Source organism: Azospirillum lipoferum, from assembly GCF_024170005.1.
Lineage (GTDB): Bacteria > Pseudomonadota > Alphaproteobacteria > Azospirillales > Azospirillaceae > Azospirillum > Azospirillum lipoferum.
In genome coordinates this window covers 731,150-747,405 of the sequence record NZ_JALJXJ010000001.1, presented here as the reverse complement: position 1 = coordinate 747,405, position 16,256 = coordinate 731,150, and the positions used below count along the sequence as shown (strand labels likewise).

Annotated in this window: 13 protein-coding genes; 6 read left to right on the top strand and 7 right to left on the bottom strand. The window is 65.0% G+C overall.

Annotation, left to right across the window (positions count from 1 at the left end; all coding sequences use genetic code 11):
* Positions 1-11: 11 nt before the first annotated feature.
* From J2848_RS03580 to J2848_RS03560, 5 genes are all read right to left on the bottom strand, one after another.
* Positions 12-392, bottom strand: coding sequence for a response regulator (locus tag J2848_RS03580; RefSeq protein WP_149233574.1), 381 nt, complete (start codon positions 390-392; stop codon positions 12-14).
* Positions 385-1,956: a sensor histidine kinase gene (locus J2848_RS03575; protein ID WP_149233575.1), complete on the bottom strand. Its 1,572-nt coding sequence runs from the start codon at positions 1,954-1,956 to the stop codon at positions 385-387. Before J2848_RS03575 ends, J2848_RS03580 begins: the two co-directional genes overlap by 8 nt.
* Before the next feature lie 207 nt (positions 1,957-2,163).
* Positions 2,164-3,771, bottom strand: a complete 1,608-nt coding sequence (locus J2848_RS03570) for a peptide chain release factor 3 (RefSeq protein WP_109443642.1) — start codon at positions 3,769-3,771, stop codon at positions 2,164-2,166.
* A 135-nt stretch (positions 3,772-3,906) separates the two neighbouring features.
* Positions 3,907-4,947 (bottom strand): aspartate-semialdehyde dehydrogenase, encoded by a 1,041-nt coding sequence (locus J2848_RS03565; RefSeq protein ID WP_149233576.1) that lies wholly within the window; start codon positions 4,945-4,947, stop codon positions 3,907-3,909.
* A 278-nt stretch (positions 4,948-5,225) separates the two neighbouring features.
* Positions 5,226-7,724, bottom strand: coding sequence for a glycogen/starch/alpha-glucan phosphorylase (locus J2848_RS03560; protein ID WP_149233577.1), 2,499 nt, complete (start codon positions 7,722-7,724; stop codon positions 5,226-5,228).
* Positions 7,725-7,903: 179 nt separating this feature from the next.
* Between J2848_RS03560 and J2848_RS03555 the strand changes: the two genes are divergently transcribed.
* From J2848_RS03555 to J2848_RS35855, 3 genes are all read left to right on the top strand, one after another.
* Positions 7,904-8,428 (top strand): GNAT family N-acetyltransferase, encoded by a 525-nt coding sequence (locus J2848_RS03555; RefSeq protein WP_149233578.1) that lies wholly within the window; start codon positions 7,904-7,906, stop codon positions 8,426-8,428.
* A 482-nt stretch (positions 8,429-8,910) separates the two neighbouring features.
* On the top strand, positions 8,911-9,384 hold the full coding sequence (locus J2848_RS03550) for a sigma-70 family RNA polymerase sigma factor (protein WP_085089358.1): 474 nt from the start codon (positions 8,911-8,913) through the stop codon (positions 9,382-9,384).
* A gap of 273 nt (positions 9,385-9,657) precedes the next feature.
* Positions 9,658-10,305: a methyl-accepting chemotaxis protein gene (locus J2848_RS35855; RefSeq protein ID WP_149233579.1), complete on the top strand. Its 648-nt coding sequence runs from the start codon at positions 9,658-9,660 to the stop codon at positions 10,303-10,305.
* On the opposite strand, the gene J2848_RS03540 is transcribed toward J2848_RS35855, so the two are convergent.
* Positions 10,251-11,345: an SDR family oxidoreductase gene (locus J2848_RS03540; RefSeq protein WP_318604832.1), complete on the bottom strand. Its 1,095-nt coding sequence runs from the start codon at positions 11,343-11,345 to the stop codon at positions 10,251-10,253. The two genes, J2848_RS35855 and J2848_RS03540, sit on opposite strands and share 55 nt — an antisense overlap.
* Before the next feature lie 117 nt (positions 11,346-11,462).
* Here J2848_RS03540 and J2848_RS03535 point away from each other — a divergent pair, with 117 nt between their 5' ends.
* From J2848_RS03535 to J2848_RS03525, 3 genes are all read left to right on the top strand, one after another.
* Entirely contained in the window at positions 11,463-11,687 is a 225-nt protein-coding gene (locus J2848_RS03535) for an anti-sigma factor family protein (protein ID WP_149233580.1), read from the top strand.
* Between the two features lie 106 nt (positions 11,688-11,793).
* The gene (locus J2848_RS03530) at positions 11,794-13,269 is read left to right on the top strand and encodes a hypothetical protein (RefSeq protein WP_149233581.1); all 1,476 of its coding nucleotides are present in this window, start codon (positions 11,794-11,796) and stop codon (positions 13,267-13,269) included.
* 155 nt (positions 13,270-13,424) lie between these two features.
* Positions 13,425-14,600, top strand: a complete 1,176-nt coding sequence (locus J2848_RS03525) for a glycosyltransferase family 4 protein (protein WP_149233582.1) — start codon at positions 13,425-13,427, stop codon at positions 14,598-14,600.
* A 4-nt stretch (positions 14,601-14,604) separates the two neighbouring features.
* Here J2848_RS03525 and J2848_RS03520 read toward each other — a convergent pair whose 3' ends face one another.
* Positions 14,605-15,924 carry a tetratricopeptide repeat protein gene (locus J2848_RS03520; protein WP_281288640.1) on the bottom strand — a complete coding sequence of 440 codons (1,320 nt, stop codon included), beginning with the start codon at positions 15,922-15,924 and terminating at the stop codon, positions 14,605-14,607.
* Positions 15,925-16,256: the final 332 nt, after the last annotated feature.

Here is a 16,256-nt window from a genome sequence, read left to right as displayed (position 1 = left end):
GGAAAACGCCCTCATACCTCCTGCGGCAAGCCCAGCATCCGGTTCAGCGTGTTGCAGATGGTACGGGGGTTCACCGGCTTGCTGAAGATTTCCAGCGGCTTCCAGCGTTCGTGCGTCAGGTCGCTGTCCTGGGTCAGGTAGCCGGTCATCACCACCACCGGCAGGGCGGCGTCCCGTTCGCGGATTTCCCGGATCAGCGTCTGGCCGTCCATGCGCGGCATGCGCAGATCGGTCACCAGCGCGTGCACCCGCTCGCTGGCATAGCGTTCCAGTGCTTCCACCCCATTGGCGGCGACGGTCACGCGGAAGCCCTTGAAGGACAGAAAATCCTCCAGCGCCATCGCCGCCAGCACCTCGTCCTCCGCGATCAGGATGTGGAACGGATCAGGCATGCGAGAACTCCCTGTCGGATGAGGAGACCGGCTGACTTGGCAGAGTGATGGTGAAGCGGACGCCTCGGCTCCCGCTCTCCAACTCGACATTGCGCGCCTCGATCCGTCCACCCATACCGTCGATGATGCCGTAGCCGATCGACAGGCCGAGGCCGGAGCCCTTTCCGACCTCCTTGGTTGTGAAGAAGGGGTCGAAAATCTGGGGCAGCACCGACGGATCGATGCCGCCGCCGTCATCGGTCACCTGGATGACCACGCTCTGCCTGTCCGGATCGTCGCTGACAGCCACCATGATGCGCCCTGCCGCTTCGCCGGATGCACGACGCGCGACGATCGCATCCCGTGCGTTCGAAAAAAGGTTGAGTATCACCTGCTCCAATTCAAGAGGGCGACCAGTCACCGGCAGTTGTGCCAAGCCGGCATGCTCGACGATCTCGATGTCTTCCAGGGCATATTGATGACGGACCAGTTCAACCGCGCTCTCGACGCAATGGGCAGGATGAAAGGCCCGCATGCCACCACCGTCCCGTCGCCCGAAGGTGCGGACATGGTCGATCAGCTTGCCCATGCGGTCGGTCTGCTCGATCACCAGCTTCAGCGCCCGCTCGGCACGGGCGGGATCGAGCAGATTCTCGTGCAGGCGGGTCAGGGTGTTTTCCGTCCACAGGCGGATGACGTTCAGCGGCTGGCTCATCTCATGCGCCATGCCGGCGGCCAGCGTGCCCAGCGTCGCCAACTTGGATGTCTGGACCACCTCCTCCTGCAGCCGCTTGCGCTCGGTGACGTCGCGGCCGCTGCCGAGGATCTGGATGACCCGGCCGGCGGCGTCCTTGACCGGGACCAGCATGGTGTGGAAGACGCGCTGGCCGGCCGGCATGTCCAGCGTCTCTTCGTAATCGATGGTCTCGCCGCTGTCGCGGCAGGCGGTGTAGCGGGGAATGACCAGATCGGCCAACTCCGGCGCCACGGCATCCCGGACACGGCGGTCGCGCAACTGCTCGGGGTCCAGGCCACCGATCCGCGCCAGTGCCGGATTGATCGCCTCATAGGCGAAGTCACCGTCGGGCAGCACCTGGACGATGAACAACGCCTCGCCTAGATTGTTGAAAAAGCTAGAATAGCGGGCTTCCATCTCCCGCCGGGTCGCGACCTCCAACGCCAGCGCACGGTTGCTGGCTTCCAGTTCCCGTGGGCTGGGCAGGGCCAGCAGGCGCGGCATCAACCACCAGAGGGCCGCCGCCGTGGCCAGCGAGGCGAACGCCGTGACGAGCTTCACCAGCCCTTCCAGCACATAGTCGGGGGTCCACAGGGTCCAGATGGACAGGAAATGCGTGGTCCCGCAGGCGATGATGAACAGCGCGAACAGCAGTGCCATCCAGCCAAAGGCAACGTCGCGGCGACGGATGACGAAATAGGTCAGAGCCACCGGGATGGAGAAATAGGAGAGGCCGATCAGCACGTCGGACGCGACATGCAGCATCAGGATGTCGGGACGCCAGAGGAGGCAGACGCCATGAGGCACGAAACCGCCGGTGTCCAGAAACTCTTCCAATCCCACCGCCATGTCCGCCTCTTTTCCGACCGCATCCGCCCGACGGAGGCCATTAGTTATGCGTCGAAACTGTCAGACGCATCTGCACACGTTCCGCCAGCGGGCCGACTCCGTCAAGCCGTCAATCCCTTAAGGCAGGTCTGTGAGGTTTCTCTACTGAAAGGACGCCCGCCCCATGGCAACGGCCGAATGGCCGGGGCACAGTTGCGGGCGTTCATGTCACGCGGCGGTGTGGACCTTGCGGTTCTGCTCGCGTGTCTTCAGGAAGCGCAGCGCCGGGAAATCCTCCTGCGCGCGGTTCAGGTGCCAGGCATTGCGAGCCAGGAACACCAGGGCGCCGTCATGATCCTCCGCCAACGCCGAGCGGTTCAGTTCGATGAATTTCTCCAGCTGGATCTTGTCGTCGGTCTCGACCCAGCGAGCTGCATCCAGCCCGGCCCCTTCGAAACGGGCGGCGATTCCGTATTCCGCCTCGATGCGCGAGGCCAGAACCTCGAACTGCAGCTGGCCGACGACGCCGACGACCCAGTCGGCGCCGGTCAGCGGTTTGAACACCTGGGAGGCGCCCTCTTCGGCGAAATGCTCCAGCGCCTTGCGCAGGTGCTTCACCCGCATCGGGTCGTCCGGACGGACGCGCTGCAACAGCTCCGGCGCGAAGCTCGGTACGCCGGTGAAGCGCAGATCCTCGCCCTCCGTCAGCGTGTCGCCGATGCGAAGGCTGCCGTGGTTGGGGATGCCCATGATATCACCCGGCCACGCCTCTTCCGCCACCTCGCGGTCGCGGGCCAGGAACAGCACGGCGTTGTTCACCGCCATCAGCTTGCCGGAGCGGATGTGCTTCAGCTTGGCGCCGCGCTTGTAACGGCCGGAGCAGAGACGGACAAAGGCAATGCGGTCGCGATGGTTGGGGTCCATGTTGGCCTGGACCTTGAACACGAAGCCGGTGACCTTGTCCTCGTCCGGCTGGACGGTACGTGGATCGGCCGGCTGCGGACGCGGCGGTGGGGCATTCTCCGCCAGACCGGACAGCAGTTCGCGCACGCCGAAATTGTTGATGGCGGAGCCGAAATAGATCGGCGTCAGATGGCCGGCGCGATAGGCCTCCAGATCGAAGGCAGGCATGAGGCCGCGCGCCATCTCCACCTCTTCGCGCAGCTTGGCGACGGCGTGGGCAGGCAGCAGTTCGTCCAGACGGGGATCGTCCAGGCCGTTGCACTCGATGCCTTCGTCGATCTCGTCGCCCTTGCTGCGGTCCATCAGGATCAGCCGGTCGCGGATCAGGTCGTAGCAGCCGAGGAAATCACGGCCCATGCCGATCGGCCAGCTGGCCGGCGTGACCTCCAGAGCCAGGGCGCTCTCGATCTCCGAGATCAGGTCAAAGGGATCGCGCGCCTCGCGGTCCATCTTGTTGCAGAAGGTCATGATCGGCACGTCGCGCAGACGGCAGACCTCGAACAGCTTCAGCGTCTGCGCCTCGATGCCCTTCGCACCGTCGATCACCATCACCGCACTGTCGACCGCGGTCAGCGTGCGGTAGGTGTCCTCCGAGAAGTCCTCGTGGCCCGGCGTGTCGAGCAGGTTGAAGGTGCGCCCGTCGAAATCGAAGGTCATGACGGAGGCGGTCACCGAGATGCCGCGCTCGCGCTCCACCTTCATCCAGTCCGACTTGGCGCGCCGCTGCTCGCCGCGCGCCTTAACGGCGCCGGCCATCTGGATGGCGCCGCCGAACAGCAGCAGCTTTTCCGTGAGCGTGGTCTTACCGGCGTCGGGGTGCGCGATGATGGCAAAGGTCCGACGGCGGGAAACGGCGTCCTGAAGTTCGGACATGCGCTAAGTCCCGTGACTTGAAGGCGTTATACGGTGCGAACGGCGAAAGGGGCCGACAGGCGAAACACGCCCATCGGCCCCCGTCGCATTACATAGCAGTGGAGGCCCCAGGATTCCAGAGCCTTGCCTTTCGGCTTACAGGGCCAGCTCGGCGATCTGCACGGCGTTCAGGGCGGCGCCCTTCAGCAGCTGGTCGCCGCAGACGAACAGGTCCAGGCCATGGTCGCCGAAGACGATGTTGTTGCGGATGCGGCCGACCTCGACATCATACTGGCCGGTGGCGTTCAGCGGCATCGGGTAGACGCCATTGGCGGGATCGTCCACCACCTTCACGCCGGCGGCATCGGCCAGCACGGCACGGGCGGCGTCGGGCGTGACCGGCTGGATCGTCTCCAGCGTGATGGCTTCGGAATGGGCGCGGTAGGTCGGGATGCGGACGGCGGTGCAGCTGACCGGCAGGTCCGGGACCTCCATGATCTTCCGCGTCTCCCACGTCACCTTCATCTCCTCCTTCGTGTAGCCGTTCTCCTGGAAGGCATCGATCTGGGGGATCAGGTTGAAGGGGATCGGATGGCGGAACACGCTGTTGGTGACCGGCTTGCCGTCCAGCTGGTTGCGCGTCTGCTCCTCCAGCTCGGCCATGCCCTCGGCGCCGGCGCCGCTGGTGGCCTGATAGGTGGAGACGATGGCGCGCTTGATGCCGAAGGCCTTGTGCAGCGGGCCGAGCGCCACAACGGCGATGGCCGTGGTGCAGTTCGGGTTGGCGATCAGGCGGGAACCGGCGGCGTACGCCTCGCGGAAGACATGGGCGTTGATTTCTGGAACGATCAGCGGGATGTCGGCGTCGTAGCGGAAGGCGGAGCTGTTGTCGATCACCAGCGCGCCGGCCGAGGCCAGATCCTTGGCATGCGCCTTGGCGAAGTCGCCCGACACCGCCAGCAGGACAACGTCATAGCCCTTCACCACCGCGGCGTCGAAGGCCGTCAGGGTCAGCGCGCCGTAGGGGGTGTCCTGCACCTTGCCGGCAGAGCGTTCGGAGGCGAACAGGCCAAGTTCGGCGACCGGGAAGTTGCGGTCGTGCAGGACCTTGACCATCTCGCGGCCAACGGCGCCGGTGGCGCCGACCACGGCGACGCGGAGGGACTTGGAAGAAGCGGAGGCGTTGTTGCTGCTCATAGCGGGGTTCCGTCCTGTCTATCGCACTGTTGATCGGACCGGCCTATCGGTCGTTCGGACAGCGGACCCCGGATACGACGAGGCCCCGTCCGTTGTCCGGCGGGGCCTGCCTCGTGGAAGAAACGCTGGTCGATCCGATCAGCACACACCACGACGCTTCCCGCCGAAGCGAGTCGCTTTTTTGGTCGTAGTGGTGATGATGGCCTTGCGGTTCATGGTGCCTTCTTATCCGAATGCGCAGGCATTGTAAAGCGCCTGCGCATTCGTCTGATGGAAGATTACCGGAACCCCTCGCCGTCGTGGCTGGGCTTTACCGGGTGTACGTCCCAGACCTCTTCGGCGTACTCGTTGACCGTACGGTCGGACGAGAACCAGCCCATGCTGGCGGTGTTCAGGATGGCCTTGCGGGTCCATTCCTCCGGATCGCGGTACAGCTGCATCGCCGCTTCCTGCGCCCGGCAATAGTCGGCGAAGTCCGCCGTCACCAGGAAATGATCGCCGCCATCGGTCAGCGCCTGGACGATCGGGTGGTAACGGTTGCGGTCGTCCGGCGAGAAGGCACCGGTGGAGATCATGTCGAGCGCCCGCTTCAGGCTGGGATTCGACGCGATCACCTCGCGCGGGTTGAAGCCGCCGCTGGCACGCAGGTCGTTCACCTCGTCCGCGGTCATGCCGAAGATGAAGATGTTGTCCGGTCCGACATGCTCGCGGATTTCGACGTTGGCGCCGTCCAGCGTGCCGATGGTGAGCGCACCGTTCAGCGCAAGCTTCATATTGCCGGTGCCCGACGCCTCCATTCCGGCAGTGGAGATCTGCTCCGACAGGTCGGCGGCCGGGATGATGATCTCCGCCGCGGTGACATTGTAGTTCGGCAGCAGCACGACCTTCAGGTTGTCGTGCACCGACGGGTCGTGGTTCACCACCTTGGCGACGTCGTTGATCAGTTTGATGATCAGCTTGGCCATGTGGTAGGATGGTGCCGCCTTGCCGGCGAAGACCTTGGTCACCGGGACCCAGCTGACCGTCGGGTTGTCACGCATTTCGTTGTACAGCGCGATGGTGTGCAGCACGTTCAGCAGCTGGCGCTTGTACTCGTGCATGCGCTTGACCTGCACGTCGAAGATGCTGTCGACCAGCACCTCCTCGCCGGTCTGGCGGGCGATGTAGGCGGCCAGACGCTTCTTGTTCTTGCGCTTGGCCCGGCGGAACTCCTCGCGGAACACCACGTCGTCGGCCTTCTCGCGCAGGGCCGCGATCTGCGACAGGTCAGAGATCCAACCCTCGCCGATGCGGGTGGTGATCAGCTCCGACAGGGCCGGGTTGGCCTGCTTCAGCCAGCGGCGCGGAGTGATGCCGTTGGTCTTGTTGTTGATGCGGTCCGGGAATTCCTCGTGGAAGTCGGCGAACACCGTCTGCTTCATCAGGTCGGTGTGCAGGGCCGACACGCCGTTGACCTTGTGCGAGCCGAGGAAGGCCAGATTACCCATGCGCACGCGCCGCTCGCCACGCTCGTCGATCAGCGACAGGCGCGACAGCCTGGCGTTGTCACCGGCAGCCTTCGCCTTGGTGCGGTTCAGGAACTTGGCGTTGATCTCGTAGATGATCTGCATGTGGCGCGGCAGCACCCGCTCGATCATCCGCACCGGCCAGGCCTCCAGCGCCTCGGGCAGCAAGGTATGGTTGGTGTAGGCGAAGGTGGCGCGGGTGATCTCCCACGCATTGTCCCAGCGCAGCGCATGCTGATCGACCAGCAGGCGCATCAGTTCGGCGATGCCGATGGCCGGGTGGGTATCGTTGAGCTGGATCGCCGCCTTGTTAGGCAGGTTGTCGAAGGTGGTGTGGTGCTGGAGATAGCGGCGCAGGATGTCCTGCAGCGAGGCTGAGGTGAAGAAATACTCCTGCTTCAGCCGCAGCTCCTTGCCTGTCTCCGTCGCGTCGTTGGGATAGAGGACGCGGCTGAGATTCTCCGACAGGATCTTCTGCTCGACCGCCTTCATATAGGCGCCGTCGTTGAAGTGGCCGAAGTTGAAGTCGCGGGTGGCGCGGGCCGACCACAGGCGCAGCGTGTTGATCGTCTCGCCGCCATAGCCGACGACGGGCGTGTCATAAGCCATCGCCAGCACGCGGTCGGCATCGACCCAGCGATAGGCGCGCTCGCCGACGCTGTCGCGGAACTCCTCGACACGGCCATAGAACTGGACCGGGTACAGCACCTCCGGACGGGCGAATTCCCACGGGTTGCCGAATTGCAGCCACTGCTCGGGATACTCGACCTGCCAGCCATTCTCGAAGCGCTGCTCGAACAGGCCGAACTCGTAACGGATGCCATAGCCGTAGCCTGGCAGCCCCTGCGAGGCCATGCTGTCCAGGAAGCAGGCGGCCAAACGGCCGAGACCGCCGTTGCCCAGCGCCGCGTCCGGCTCGGCATCGACCACGTCCTCCATCGACAGGCCCAGGCGGTCGAGCGCCTGACGGCATTCGTCGACGATGCCCAGGTTCGACAGGCTGTTGGTCAGCAGGCGTCCGATCAGGAATTCCAGGGAGAGGTAGTAAACGCGCTTGGCGTCTTCCTGGTAGTAGCTGCGCGTCGTGTCCATCCAGCGGTCGACGACGCGGTCGCGCACGGCCAGCGCCACGGTGTGGAACCAGTCGCGGCGCGTGGCGGCGCGGGCATCCTTGCCGACCGAATAGACCAGCCATTCCAGGAACGACCGTTTGAGGCCATCGACATCAAGGCTGCGGCGTTCGATGTCGCGAGATTTGAACCGAGCGTCCATGTCCTGACTTTCTGCGTGAAAGGCCTATGGGAGCGGGCGGCTGGAAGGACGGCGCTCCATACTCGGGGGAAGTGTCTGCCCTGTTGGTTAAGCAAAGCTTTCCCCAGAAGGAATGCGCCATCGTTTCGCTGTGGTAAAAGGGAGTAGGCTGTCATCCCCTTCCCTTTTACCCGTCAACGATGCTTCACGAATCCGATCCTGTCCACTGCGATGCAGCATGCATCGGCATCCGCCAAGCCGAAATGGCCGATATTCCGACGCTGCTGGCGATCGAAGAGCGGAGCTTCCCCACCGACCGTATGACTCGGCGCAACTTCCGTTATGCAATCCGCCAAGCAAAAGGTGTGGTGCTTGTGGCATACCACCAAGTACCAAACGTGCAGGGACCGCCACTCGCCTGCGGACCCACTGCTTATGGAGTGGTCGGCTTTCATGCCGGGACCCCATTCGCCCGCCTGACCTCCTTCGCGGTGGCGCCGGGTGACCGTGGGCAGGGAATCGGCCGCCGCCTGCTGACGGCCTTGGAACAGGCCGCCGCCGACCACGGCTGCCACGGCATGAGGCTGGAGGTGCGGGCGGACAATGCCGCCGCCATTGCCCTCTACACCGCCGCCGGCTATCGCCGCTTCGCCGAATACGCCGATTATTACGAAGACGGGATGGCGGCGTTGCGCCTGGAAAAACCGCTGATTTCGAACGGCTGACTGTTGCCATAGCGCACCGCGAGGTGCGTTCGATGGTGGTAAGCCCGGCAAGCGGAGCCTGGACCGGAATCGCCGCGATCTGCCACCGATGTCACTCTTTCCGAATCCTGTGGTGGAACATCTACGGCCCGTGGCGCGTTTAGCTCCCGACACGATCAACGACGGGCAACAACGGGACCGCCGCAATGACGCCACCGCCGACCGGATCGTTCCGCACCCCCCCGCAGGGGCCGCCCACCCGCGGCAGATCCCGCAGCAGATGACGGGCCGGCCCGCGGACACTCCGGTGACCATTTCCGGGGCGTCCTAACGCTCAAAGACCCAAAAAACACTGTCAGCCCTTCGAACCGGTGGCGCCGCTTTTTTTGTGCGCGCCGGAAAGCCCAACGCCGTCCCCGCTCCGCGCCTCGCCCGTACGGCGATGAGGCGCCGCCGCCCCGGCCGGCGGGAGACGTACACAGACCGTGGAGGAAAGAAAGACCATGGCGTACTCGTTCGAAAACGAACTGATCCGCTGCATGCCAAACCTGCAGCGCTATGCCTGCAAGCTAACCCGTGACGCCAACGCCGCGGAGGACCTGCTGCAGGACTGCCTAGCCCGCGCCCTGTCGCGCCAGCATCGTTTCGAACCCGGCACGAACATGCAGGCATGGCTGACCACGATGCTGAAAAACCTGCATTTCAACAACCTGCAACGCGATCGCCATGTGACGAAGGTGGAACTGTGGGACGGCGCCATGTCGGTCGACGCGGCACAGATGTCACGGTTGGTCTTCCGCGATGTCGACCGCGCCTTTTCCTCGCTCACCCCCAGTCAGCGCAAGGTCGTGAAGCTCGTCGCCATCGAAGGCCGCCCCTACCAGGAAGCGGCGGAGACGCTGAACGTGTCGATCGGCACCATCCGCTCGCGCCTGTGCCGGGCGCGGGAACGGCTGAACAACCTGATGACCGCCTGATCGCCCCATTCCCTCCACGTCGACTCGATATCAACCGCATGTGCCCTTCGCAATCCGTTGCGAGGGGCGTGCGCATTTGCATGCTCGGTTTCTTAACATCGATCAAGCTGGCCCTGCACATGAGATCAGACGTGGTCCTTTCAGCTCCTTACCAAGATCTGCCATAGAAAATATGGATATTAGTTTCACTATAACAAAAATCCCTGATTCATTGCGGGATTTCGCAAATAATAGCAATTGGATACAACCACACCGTCGCGTTAGATTTTACTAATGCCTGTTGCCCTTATTGCCTTTGGAATCGCGAATTTGGTGACGTGCGCATTGCCAACAAAGGCCCGCGCCGGGGAAGCAGGCAAGGGTTTCGCCGTCGGCGCCAGCGAGGTGAAGAGCCTCGCCAACCAGAAAGAAAAGGCGACCGAAGAGATCTCCGGCCAGACCCTGGCAATCCAGCGGGAAATCCAGGGAGCCGTCGGCGCTATCCGCGGCATTGCCGATACGGTTCAGCAGGTGAACCAGATCGCCACCTCCATCGCCTCGGCTGTGGAGGAACAAACCGCCGCCACCGGCGAGATCTCGCGTAATGTCCAGCAGACCGCCCAGGGCACGGCGAAGGTGTCGCGCAACATCATGGGTGTGAACGACGCCTCGCAGGAGGCCTGGCGGTCTGCCCGCGAAGTCCCGCAAGCCGCCGACGGCCTCGGGACCCAGGTGCAGAGCCTGCGAGAGTCAGTGAAACGCCTTCATTACCCGCATCCGCGCGGCCTGACGCCCTCCCTGACGCCCTCCCCGCCGCTTAGCCGAAAGGCCCCTGGTGCAGGTGTGCCGGGGCCTTCCTCTTTGCCGAAACGATCGGCCAAGCCCCGTCAGCCATTCACCACGGTGCCGCCGTTGGGATGCAGCACCTGGCCCGACATATAAGAAGAATCGTCGCATGCCAGGAACACATAGGCCGGCGCCACCTCGTCCGGCTGGCCGGCGCGTTTCATCGGCACGTTGCCGCCGAAGCTCTCCACCTTCTCCTCGTCGAAGGTAGACGGGATCAGCGGGGTCCAGATTGGCCCCGGCGCCACTCCGTTGACGCGGATGCCACGGTCGGCCAGCGCCATCGACAGCGATCGCGTGAAGGCGACGATGGCGCCCTTGGTTGCCGAATAATCCAGCAGTTCCGGACTGCCTTTGTAGGCGGTGACCGAGGTGGTGTTGATGATACAGGCTCCCTCTTGCATATGGGGCAGTGCTGCCTTCACCATATAGAACTGGCCGAAGATATTGGTGCGGAAGGTCCGCTCCAACTGGTCGGCGGTGATGTCCTCGATTGATTTCTGCGGATGCTGTTCAGCCGCGTTGTTGATCAGGATATCGAGTCGGCCATGCTCGCCGATGACCTGCTGCACCGCCTTGCGACAGGTCTCCTCACTGCCGACATCACCGCTCAGGATGGTGCAGGGCTGTCCCTCCGCTTCGACCAGCCGGCGGGTCTCGCGCGCGTCGTGGTCCTCGTTCAGGTAGAGGATGCCGACCTTGGCGCCCTCGCGCGCATACAGCACGGCGATGGCCCGGCCGATGCCGCTGTCTCCCCCGGTGATCAGCGCCACCTTGTCGCGCAGCTTGCCGCTGCCGCGATACCCAGGCCAGGTTTCGGAAGGCTGCGGGTTCATCGGAGCCTGACGGCCCGGCTGGGTGTCCTGATGCTGGGGCGGCTGCCTGCTCTCCTGCTGAGCCATTGGCATACTCCTTCTTTGGCAACCCGGTTGGGGCGCCGACGGGGGCAGTTGCACAATCACAACAGCCCCCAATGCCCGGCGTTCCGCACGAAAGTCCGCCGGAACAATCGGCAACATCGCTCTGTTATTTGCCCGGGCGACGCGAAAGAGGATGGCGGTGCCGGTTTGCTCGCCTCGAAAGTGAGCAGTGATCGCGCCCTTTGTCGGACTGGTATGGCCGAGGATCATGCCCATAAGATGGGGTAGGCGTCCTTTCGGCCGATCTGTCCGCCAATGGCGGAGCCACCGGACGTGTCACGGTTGATCGTGTCCCAGGGGAGAACCCCGGCGACCCATCCGGGAACGACAGAGATGAAGCGTGTGACGATGACAGATATCAACGCCTATCTGGACGGCGCCCTGGACGAGCGGGAGCGTGCCGAATTCGAAAACGTGGTAGAGAGCGACCCCGACGCGAAGGCCCTGCTCGCCCAGCATCGCCAGCATGTCGAGGAACTTCATCGCCTGTACGACCCGGTCCTGACCGAAGAGGTGCCCCCTCGCATGCTTGAGCTGTTGCGCAAGCGGAACGGCTGATGGTCCGCTTTGGACCGCATGATTTTTTCTCCGTCCGACGACACATTGCGCTATTGCATGCAGCAGGCCCATCTTTGGGGGAGGGGCCGGTTCGGACGGATGAAGCATGGCACCCAGACGAGCGGAGCCGAGCATCCTGCTCGGCCCTATCCTGTATTTCCGTGGTGAACAGCGCGATCGTTGGTGGCTGTCGGCGCTGTTCGTCCTGGACGGGGAAGTAGAACCCGATGATCTGCGGGTGGATGGCGTCACCCTGCCCGTTCCACCGCGCCACCTGACAGTCTGGCGCCGCCGCCATGTCTGGCGCTTCGACTTCGCCGTTCCCCGCGGCATGCGCGACACCGATGTCACCTACGGCTTCCCTGACGGCCCCCGCTGGAACGTAGTCATTCCGGGTCGTCATTCATTTCCACGAATTGCCATTCTTTACGGAAGCGGAATGACTGGCGATGCCGGTCCAGATGGCGCCCCCCCGACCGCGCTCTGGCCCGACCTGCTCGCCCAGCATACCGCCGACCGCTATCACCTGCTGGTTCAGGCCGGCGGGCAGATCGACGGCGATGCAGTGATGTCGGTCTCCCTCCAGGCCCGCGCCCTGCTGTCCGATGCCTCCCGTCGGCTCGGCCCTGCCCTGCCCGGCGTGGCGGAGGAACTGATGGCCGCCGGCTTCGACCGCTTGCTGAGGGTCTGGAGCGGTGCCGCCACCGCGTCGGCTCTGGCCACCATTCCATCTGTGATGATGTGGGACGGCGCCGATCTCGGCCGTCTCCTCGCCGCTGCCTGGGGCAACCGGGAAGAGGGCGATGCCGCGTCGCGCAGCCTGCGCCCATTGCTGATGGCGACGCGGCGGCAGGTCCAGCTGTTCCAGACCGGATCGGTGGCCGACAGCCCGCCGGACTGCCTGTGGGGGGCGGCCAGCGGGACGCTGGCGCAGGGTTTCGTCCTGGGCGAGGCCGGCCTTCTCGCTCTCGATCTCTGGACCGACCGCAATGGCCGGCGCCTGCTGTCCGAACGGGATTGGAGCCTGCTGCCGGACTGGCTCGACCGTTTCGCCGCCTGCCGTCACCTGATTCTGGTCAGCGGCAGACCGCTGCTGACCCCAGCCGCCGCCTTGCTCGACCGGTTGGGGGGCGTGCTCCCGTCACGGCTGCGCAACCGGCTGGGCGACCACCGGTCGTCGCCGGGGCGCCATGCCGAATGGGAGCGGATGGTGCGGACGCTGGGCGACTTTTCCCGGCGCAGCGGCTGCCGCATCACCGTCGCCTCGCGCGGCCTTGCCGGTGGAGCGGGGGCGCGGGGGGTATTGCGCGGCGGCGGACTGGAAATGTGGCAGCTCTACGCTCCCAATTTCACCGCAGCCGAACAACCGGGCCGCTGGCGCGCCCGTCTGGCTGAGCCGCTGGCGCTCCGCCCCGACCATCCCCTCCCCGCCCACCGGTTCGAGATGCCGGCCTTCGCCGAGAACGGGCGGCGCCTGCTGCACGGCCCCGGCTGGATTGCCTGCAGCTTCGACGCCAAGGGACAGTTGCATGCGCGCTGGTGCCTGCCGGGCGATGGCGGCCGCTACACCCAGGCCATCTGATGACAGGCCCTTTGACAGGTCAGGTCAGTGCCGCCCCGCAACCAATTGAGACGATAGCCTTACAGTCCCCCGCGCTTCGCGTGCAAAGCCGGTTGAAAACCCTGCCTGCGCGCGTTTAGGGTGGCGCCCTCACACCCCCTGCCCCACAGGCCGCCATGACCCGCCGTTTCGCATTGACCTGGCCCTTGTCCGAAATTCATGGCTGGGGACTGGTCGGCGTGCACACGGCACTATATCTGACGGCGCAGGGCATGCCGCCGCTTCTGCTCGACGCGCCGATGATGGACAGCCTGCGGCCGGAGAATCGCGCCGTATTGCAGGGGCTGGAGGACCAGCATCGCGCCTACATGGCGATGGCCGCTCCCTATGGCGGCAGCATCATTGTCATTCCGGACGCCGACGTCCTGCATGCGCTGGGCAACGGCTTCATTGCCGGAGAGCCGTCCCATCGTTTCCGCGGACACCGCAATATCGGCGTTATCGCCTTCGAGGACACGCGCTTCGACGCGGCGGTCCTGGAGCGGGCGCGGGCTTTCGACCGGATCATCGTCCATTCCAGCTACAACCGCGACCTGCTGGTGGAGCAAGGCTTCACCAATGTCGGCCTCGCTTTTCAGGGCATCGACCCGACCGAGATCCGGCCCCTACCGCCGACGGGGCGCTATGGCGACCGGTTTGTCGTGTTCTCCGGCGGAAAGCTGGAGTTCCGCAAGGGCCAGGACATCGTGCTGATGGCCTTCCGCGCCTTCCAGCAGCGCCATCCGGACGCCCTGCTGGTCACGGCATGGCAGAGCCCGTGGCCGGAGATCGCGCAGAACATCGCCCAATCCCACCTGACCGCCACCGCGCCGGACATTGGCGCCAATGGGCGGTTGCAGGTGGTTGAATGGGGTGCGCGCTACGGCCTTCCCCCTGGTTCGATGATCGATCTCGGCGTGGTCGGGCGGGGCGAGCTTGCCTCGATCCTGTCAGACTGTCATGCGGCGGTATTCCCCAACCGGTGCGAAGGGGCGACCAATCTCGTCGCCATGGAAGCGATGGGCTGCGGCGTTCCCGTGGTGCTCTCGGCCAACACCGGCCATCTCGACCTGATCGGCCCGGCCGACGATCCGCATTGCTGGCCGCTGATGAAACAGACCCAGCTGTTCCATGGCGGCGACCGCAAGGGCTGGAAGGAGTCGTCCGTCAGCGAGATCATCGCCCATCTGGAGGCGCTCTATTCCGACCGCGAGGAGGCGAAGCGCCGCGCTGGCCGGGCGGTCGCCTTCATCCAAGGCGAACGGACCTGGAGCGCCTTCGCCAAGTCCTTCGTCGAAGCCTGCAGCGTCTGACCCGTTACGGCGCCGCCAGTTCCACCACGAACAGCAGACCGGGAACCGGCATGCCCTTTTCCCGGCGAGGTGTGCAAGGTTCCATCAGGCGGATGGTAAAGCCTGCGGCCTCCGCAGTCTGCCGGACATAGCTCTCGGCATGGGCATAGCGCCGGGTGGCGCCGAGGACGAAAGGCTCCGCCAACGCTTCGGCCGCCGCCCCTGAGGGTAGCCGCTCCACCGTCGCGGCGAACCGGCCGCCGGGCGGAAGGGCGCGAGCCGCCGCCGCAAAGATGGCAACGAGGTCGCCGATATAGACAAGGACGTCGGCGGCCACCAGCAGGTCCCAGCCGCCGGGCGTCCGCTCCATCGCCTCCACCACATCGCCGACATCCAACTCATCATAGAGTGGGCGATCATGGAGCGTACGCTGGCGCGCCTTCTCGACCATCCGCGGCGACAGATCGACACCGGCAAGATGCGCCGCCAGCGGCTTGAAGGTCACCCCCGCCAGTCCGGTGCCGCAGCCGAGATCGAGAATCCGCAAGCCCGTGGCGCCGGGCATCACCCGGTCGACCGCCGAGCGCAGCAGATCCGGCGCCGCATAGCCAAGTTTGCCGACCAGATCCTGGTCGAAACGGTCGGCATAGCGGTCGAACAGCGCGCGGACATAAGCGGCTGACAGGTCGGCGCCCTCCCCGGCTTCCAGGGCGGTGATCAGCCTGTCGATAGCTGCCGCCTCATCCCCCTCTGCAGCGTCCCGAGCCCGACGGAGGGCGGCAAGCGCCTTCACCGGTTCGCGTAAAGCAAGCCAGCTGCGGCCCAGCGCATGGTGAACGGTCGCATCGTCCTCGTACCGGCGGGCGAGCGGCTGAAGCAGTTCGACCGCCGCCAGCGCGTCACCGGATGCGGTCAGCGCGTCGGCCAGCGCAAGGACGGCATCGCGATCGTCGGGCCGCAGGGCCACCGCCTCCCGGAACTCTCCCAAGGCGTCCTCCGCTCGGCCGAGCGCTGCGAGGCAGCGGGCAAGCCCGAGTCGCGCATGAGCCGAATCGCTCCGTTCCGTCGCCACTGCCCGGAAAAGCGCATATGCAGCATCGTTTTCGCCGCACTGCCGCAGGGCGTCGGCCAACATCAGCCGCCAGGACCAATTGTCCGGTTCCAGAGCGACCGCCCGTCGGAAACACGCCACTGCCTGCCCTGCCGATCTGGTCCCGCCGTCAGCTTCGGCCAGCGCGAACCAAGCCTCTCCATTGCCGGGATCGAGGATGACGGCAGTACCGAATGCACGCCCAGCCCCGCTAGGATCCCCGGTGTAGAGCCGGTCGTATCCAATCCGGAACATTTGATCGAGATTGTAGATTTGCGGCTCATTGCCGAAGGAGGGATCCGCGGACACGGATGATTTTCCTCTGGTGTCAGGCTTCGGCCAGGGAAATGCCGCCGGCCCGGAGAACCCGCCTCCGCCCGCCATCGGGCCATCCCGGGCGTCGCTGCGGCACCACCCAGACCCCGAAATCCGAGTCCTAGGGAATCGAGGGGAAACAGGGCGGCGGATTTTACTGCCCCAACATGCTGCAACGCGCAAGGGGGTAGCGAAAATCCTTCCGAAGTGTGATTCCGGCGACACGCGGTCGCAGTAGCCCCTTTTTTGACCCCTGTCCGAAAGGACAATGA

What these genes read in the sequence shown, in the direction of transcription:
- J2848_RS35855 (WP_149233579.1), top strand. Translation starts at nt 9,658, where the DNA reads ATGCCTGTTGCCCTTATTGCCTTTGGAATCGCGAATTTGGTGACGTGC.
- J2848_RS03560 (WP_149233577.1), bottom strand. Translation starts at nt 7,724, where the DNA reads ATGGACGCTCGGTTCAAATCTCGCGACATCGAACGCCGCAGCCTTGAT.
- J2848_RS03580 (WP_149233574.1), bottom strand. Translation starts at nt 392, where the DNA reads ATGCCTGATCCGTTCCACATCCTGATCGCGGAGGACGAGGTGCTGGCG.
- J2848_RS03535 (WP_149233580.1), top strand. Translation starts at nt 11,463, where the DNA reads ATGAAGCGTGTGACGATGACAGATATCAACGCCTATCTGGACGGCGCC.
- J2848_RS03525 (WP_149233582.1), top strand. Translation starts at nt 13,425, where the DNA reads ATGACCCGCCGTTTCGCATTGACCTGGCCCTTGTCCGAAATTCATGGC.
- J2848_RS03550 (WP_085089358.1), top strand. Translation starts at nt 8,911, where the DNA reads ATGGCGTACTCGTTCGAAAACGAACTGATCCGCTGCATGCCAAACCTG.
- J2848_RS03520 (WP_281288640.1), bottom strand. Translation starts at nt 15,924, where the DNA reads ATGTTCCGGATTGGATACGACCGGCTCTACACCGGGGATCCTAGCGGG.
- J2848_RS03570 (WP_109443642.1), bottom strand. Translation starts at nt 3,771, where the DNA reads ATGTCCGAACTTCAGGACGCCGTTTCCCGCCGTCGGACCTTTGCCATC.
- J2848_RS03555 (WP_149233578.1), top strand. Translation starts at nt 7,904, where the DNA reads ATGCTTCACGAATCCGATCCTGTCCACTGCGATGCAGCATGCATCGGC.
- J2848_RS03565 (WP_149233576.1), bottom strand. Translation starts at nt 4,947, where the DNA reads ATGAGCAGCAACAACGCCTCCGCTTCTTCCAAGTCCCTCCGCGTCGCC.
- J2848_RS03575 (WP_149233575.1), bottom strand. Translation starts at nt 1,956, where the DNA reads ATGGCGGTGGGATTGGAAGAGTTTCTGGACACCGGCGGTTTCGTGCCT.
- J2848_RS03540 (WP_318604832.1), bottom strand. Translation starts at nt 11,345, where the DNA reads ATGGGCATGATCCTCGGCCATACCAGTCCGACAAAGGGCGCGATCACT.
- J2848_RS03530 (WP_149233581.1), top strand. Translation starts at nt 11,794, where the DNA reads ATGGCACCCAGACGAGCGGAGCCGAGCATCCTGCTCGGCCCTATCCTG.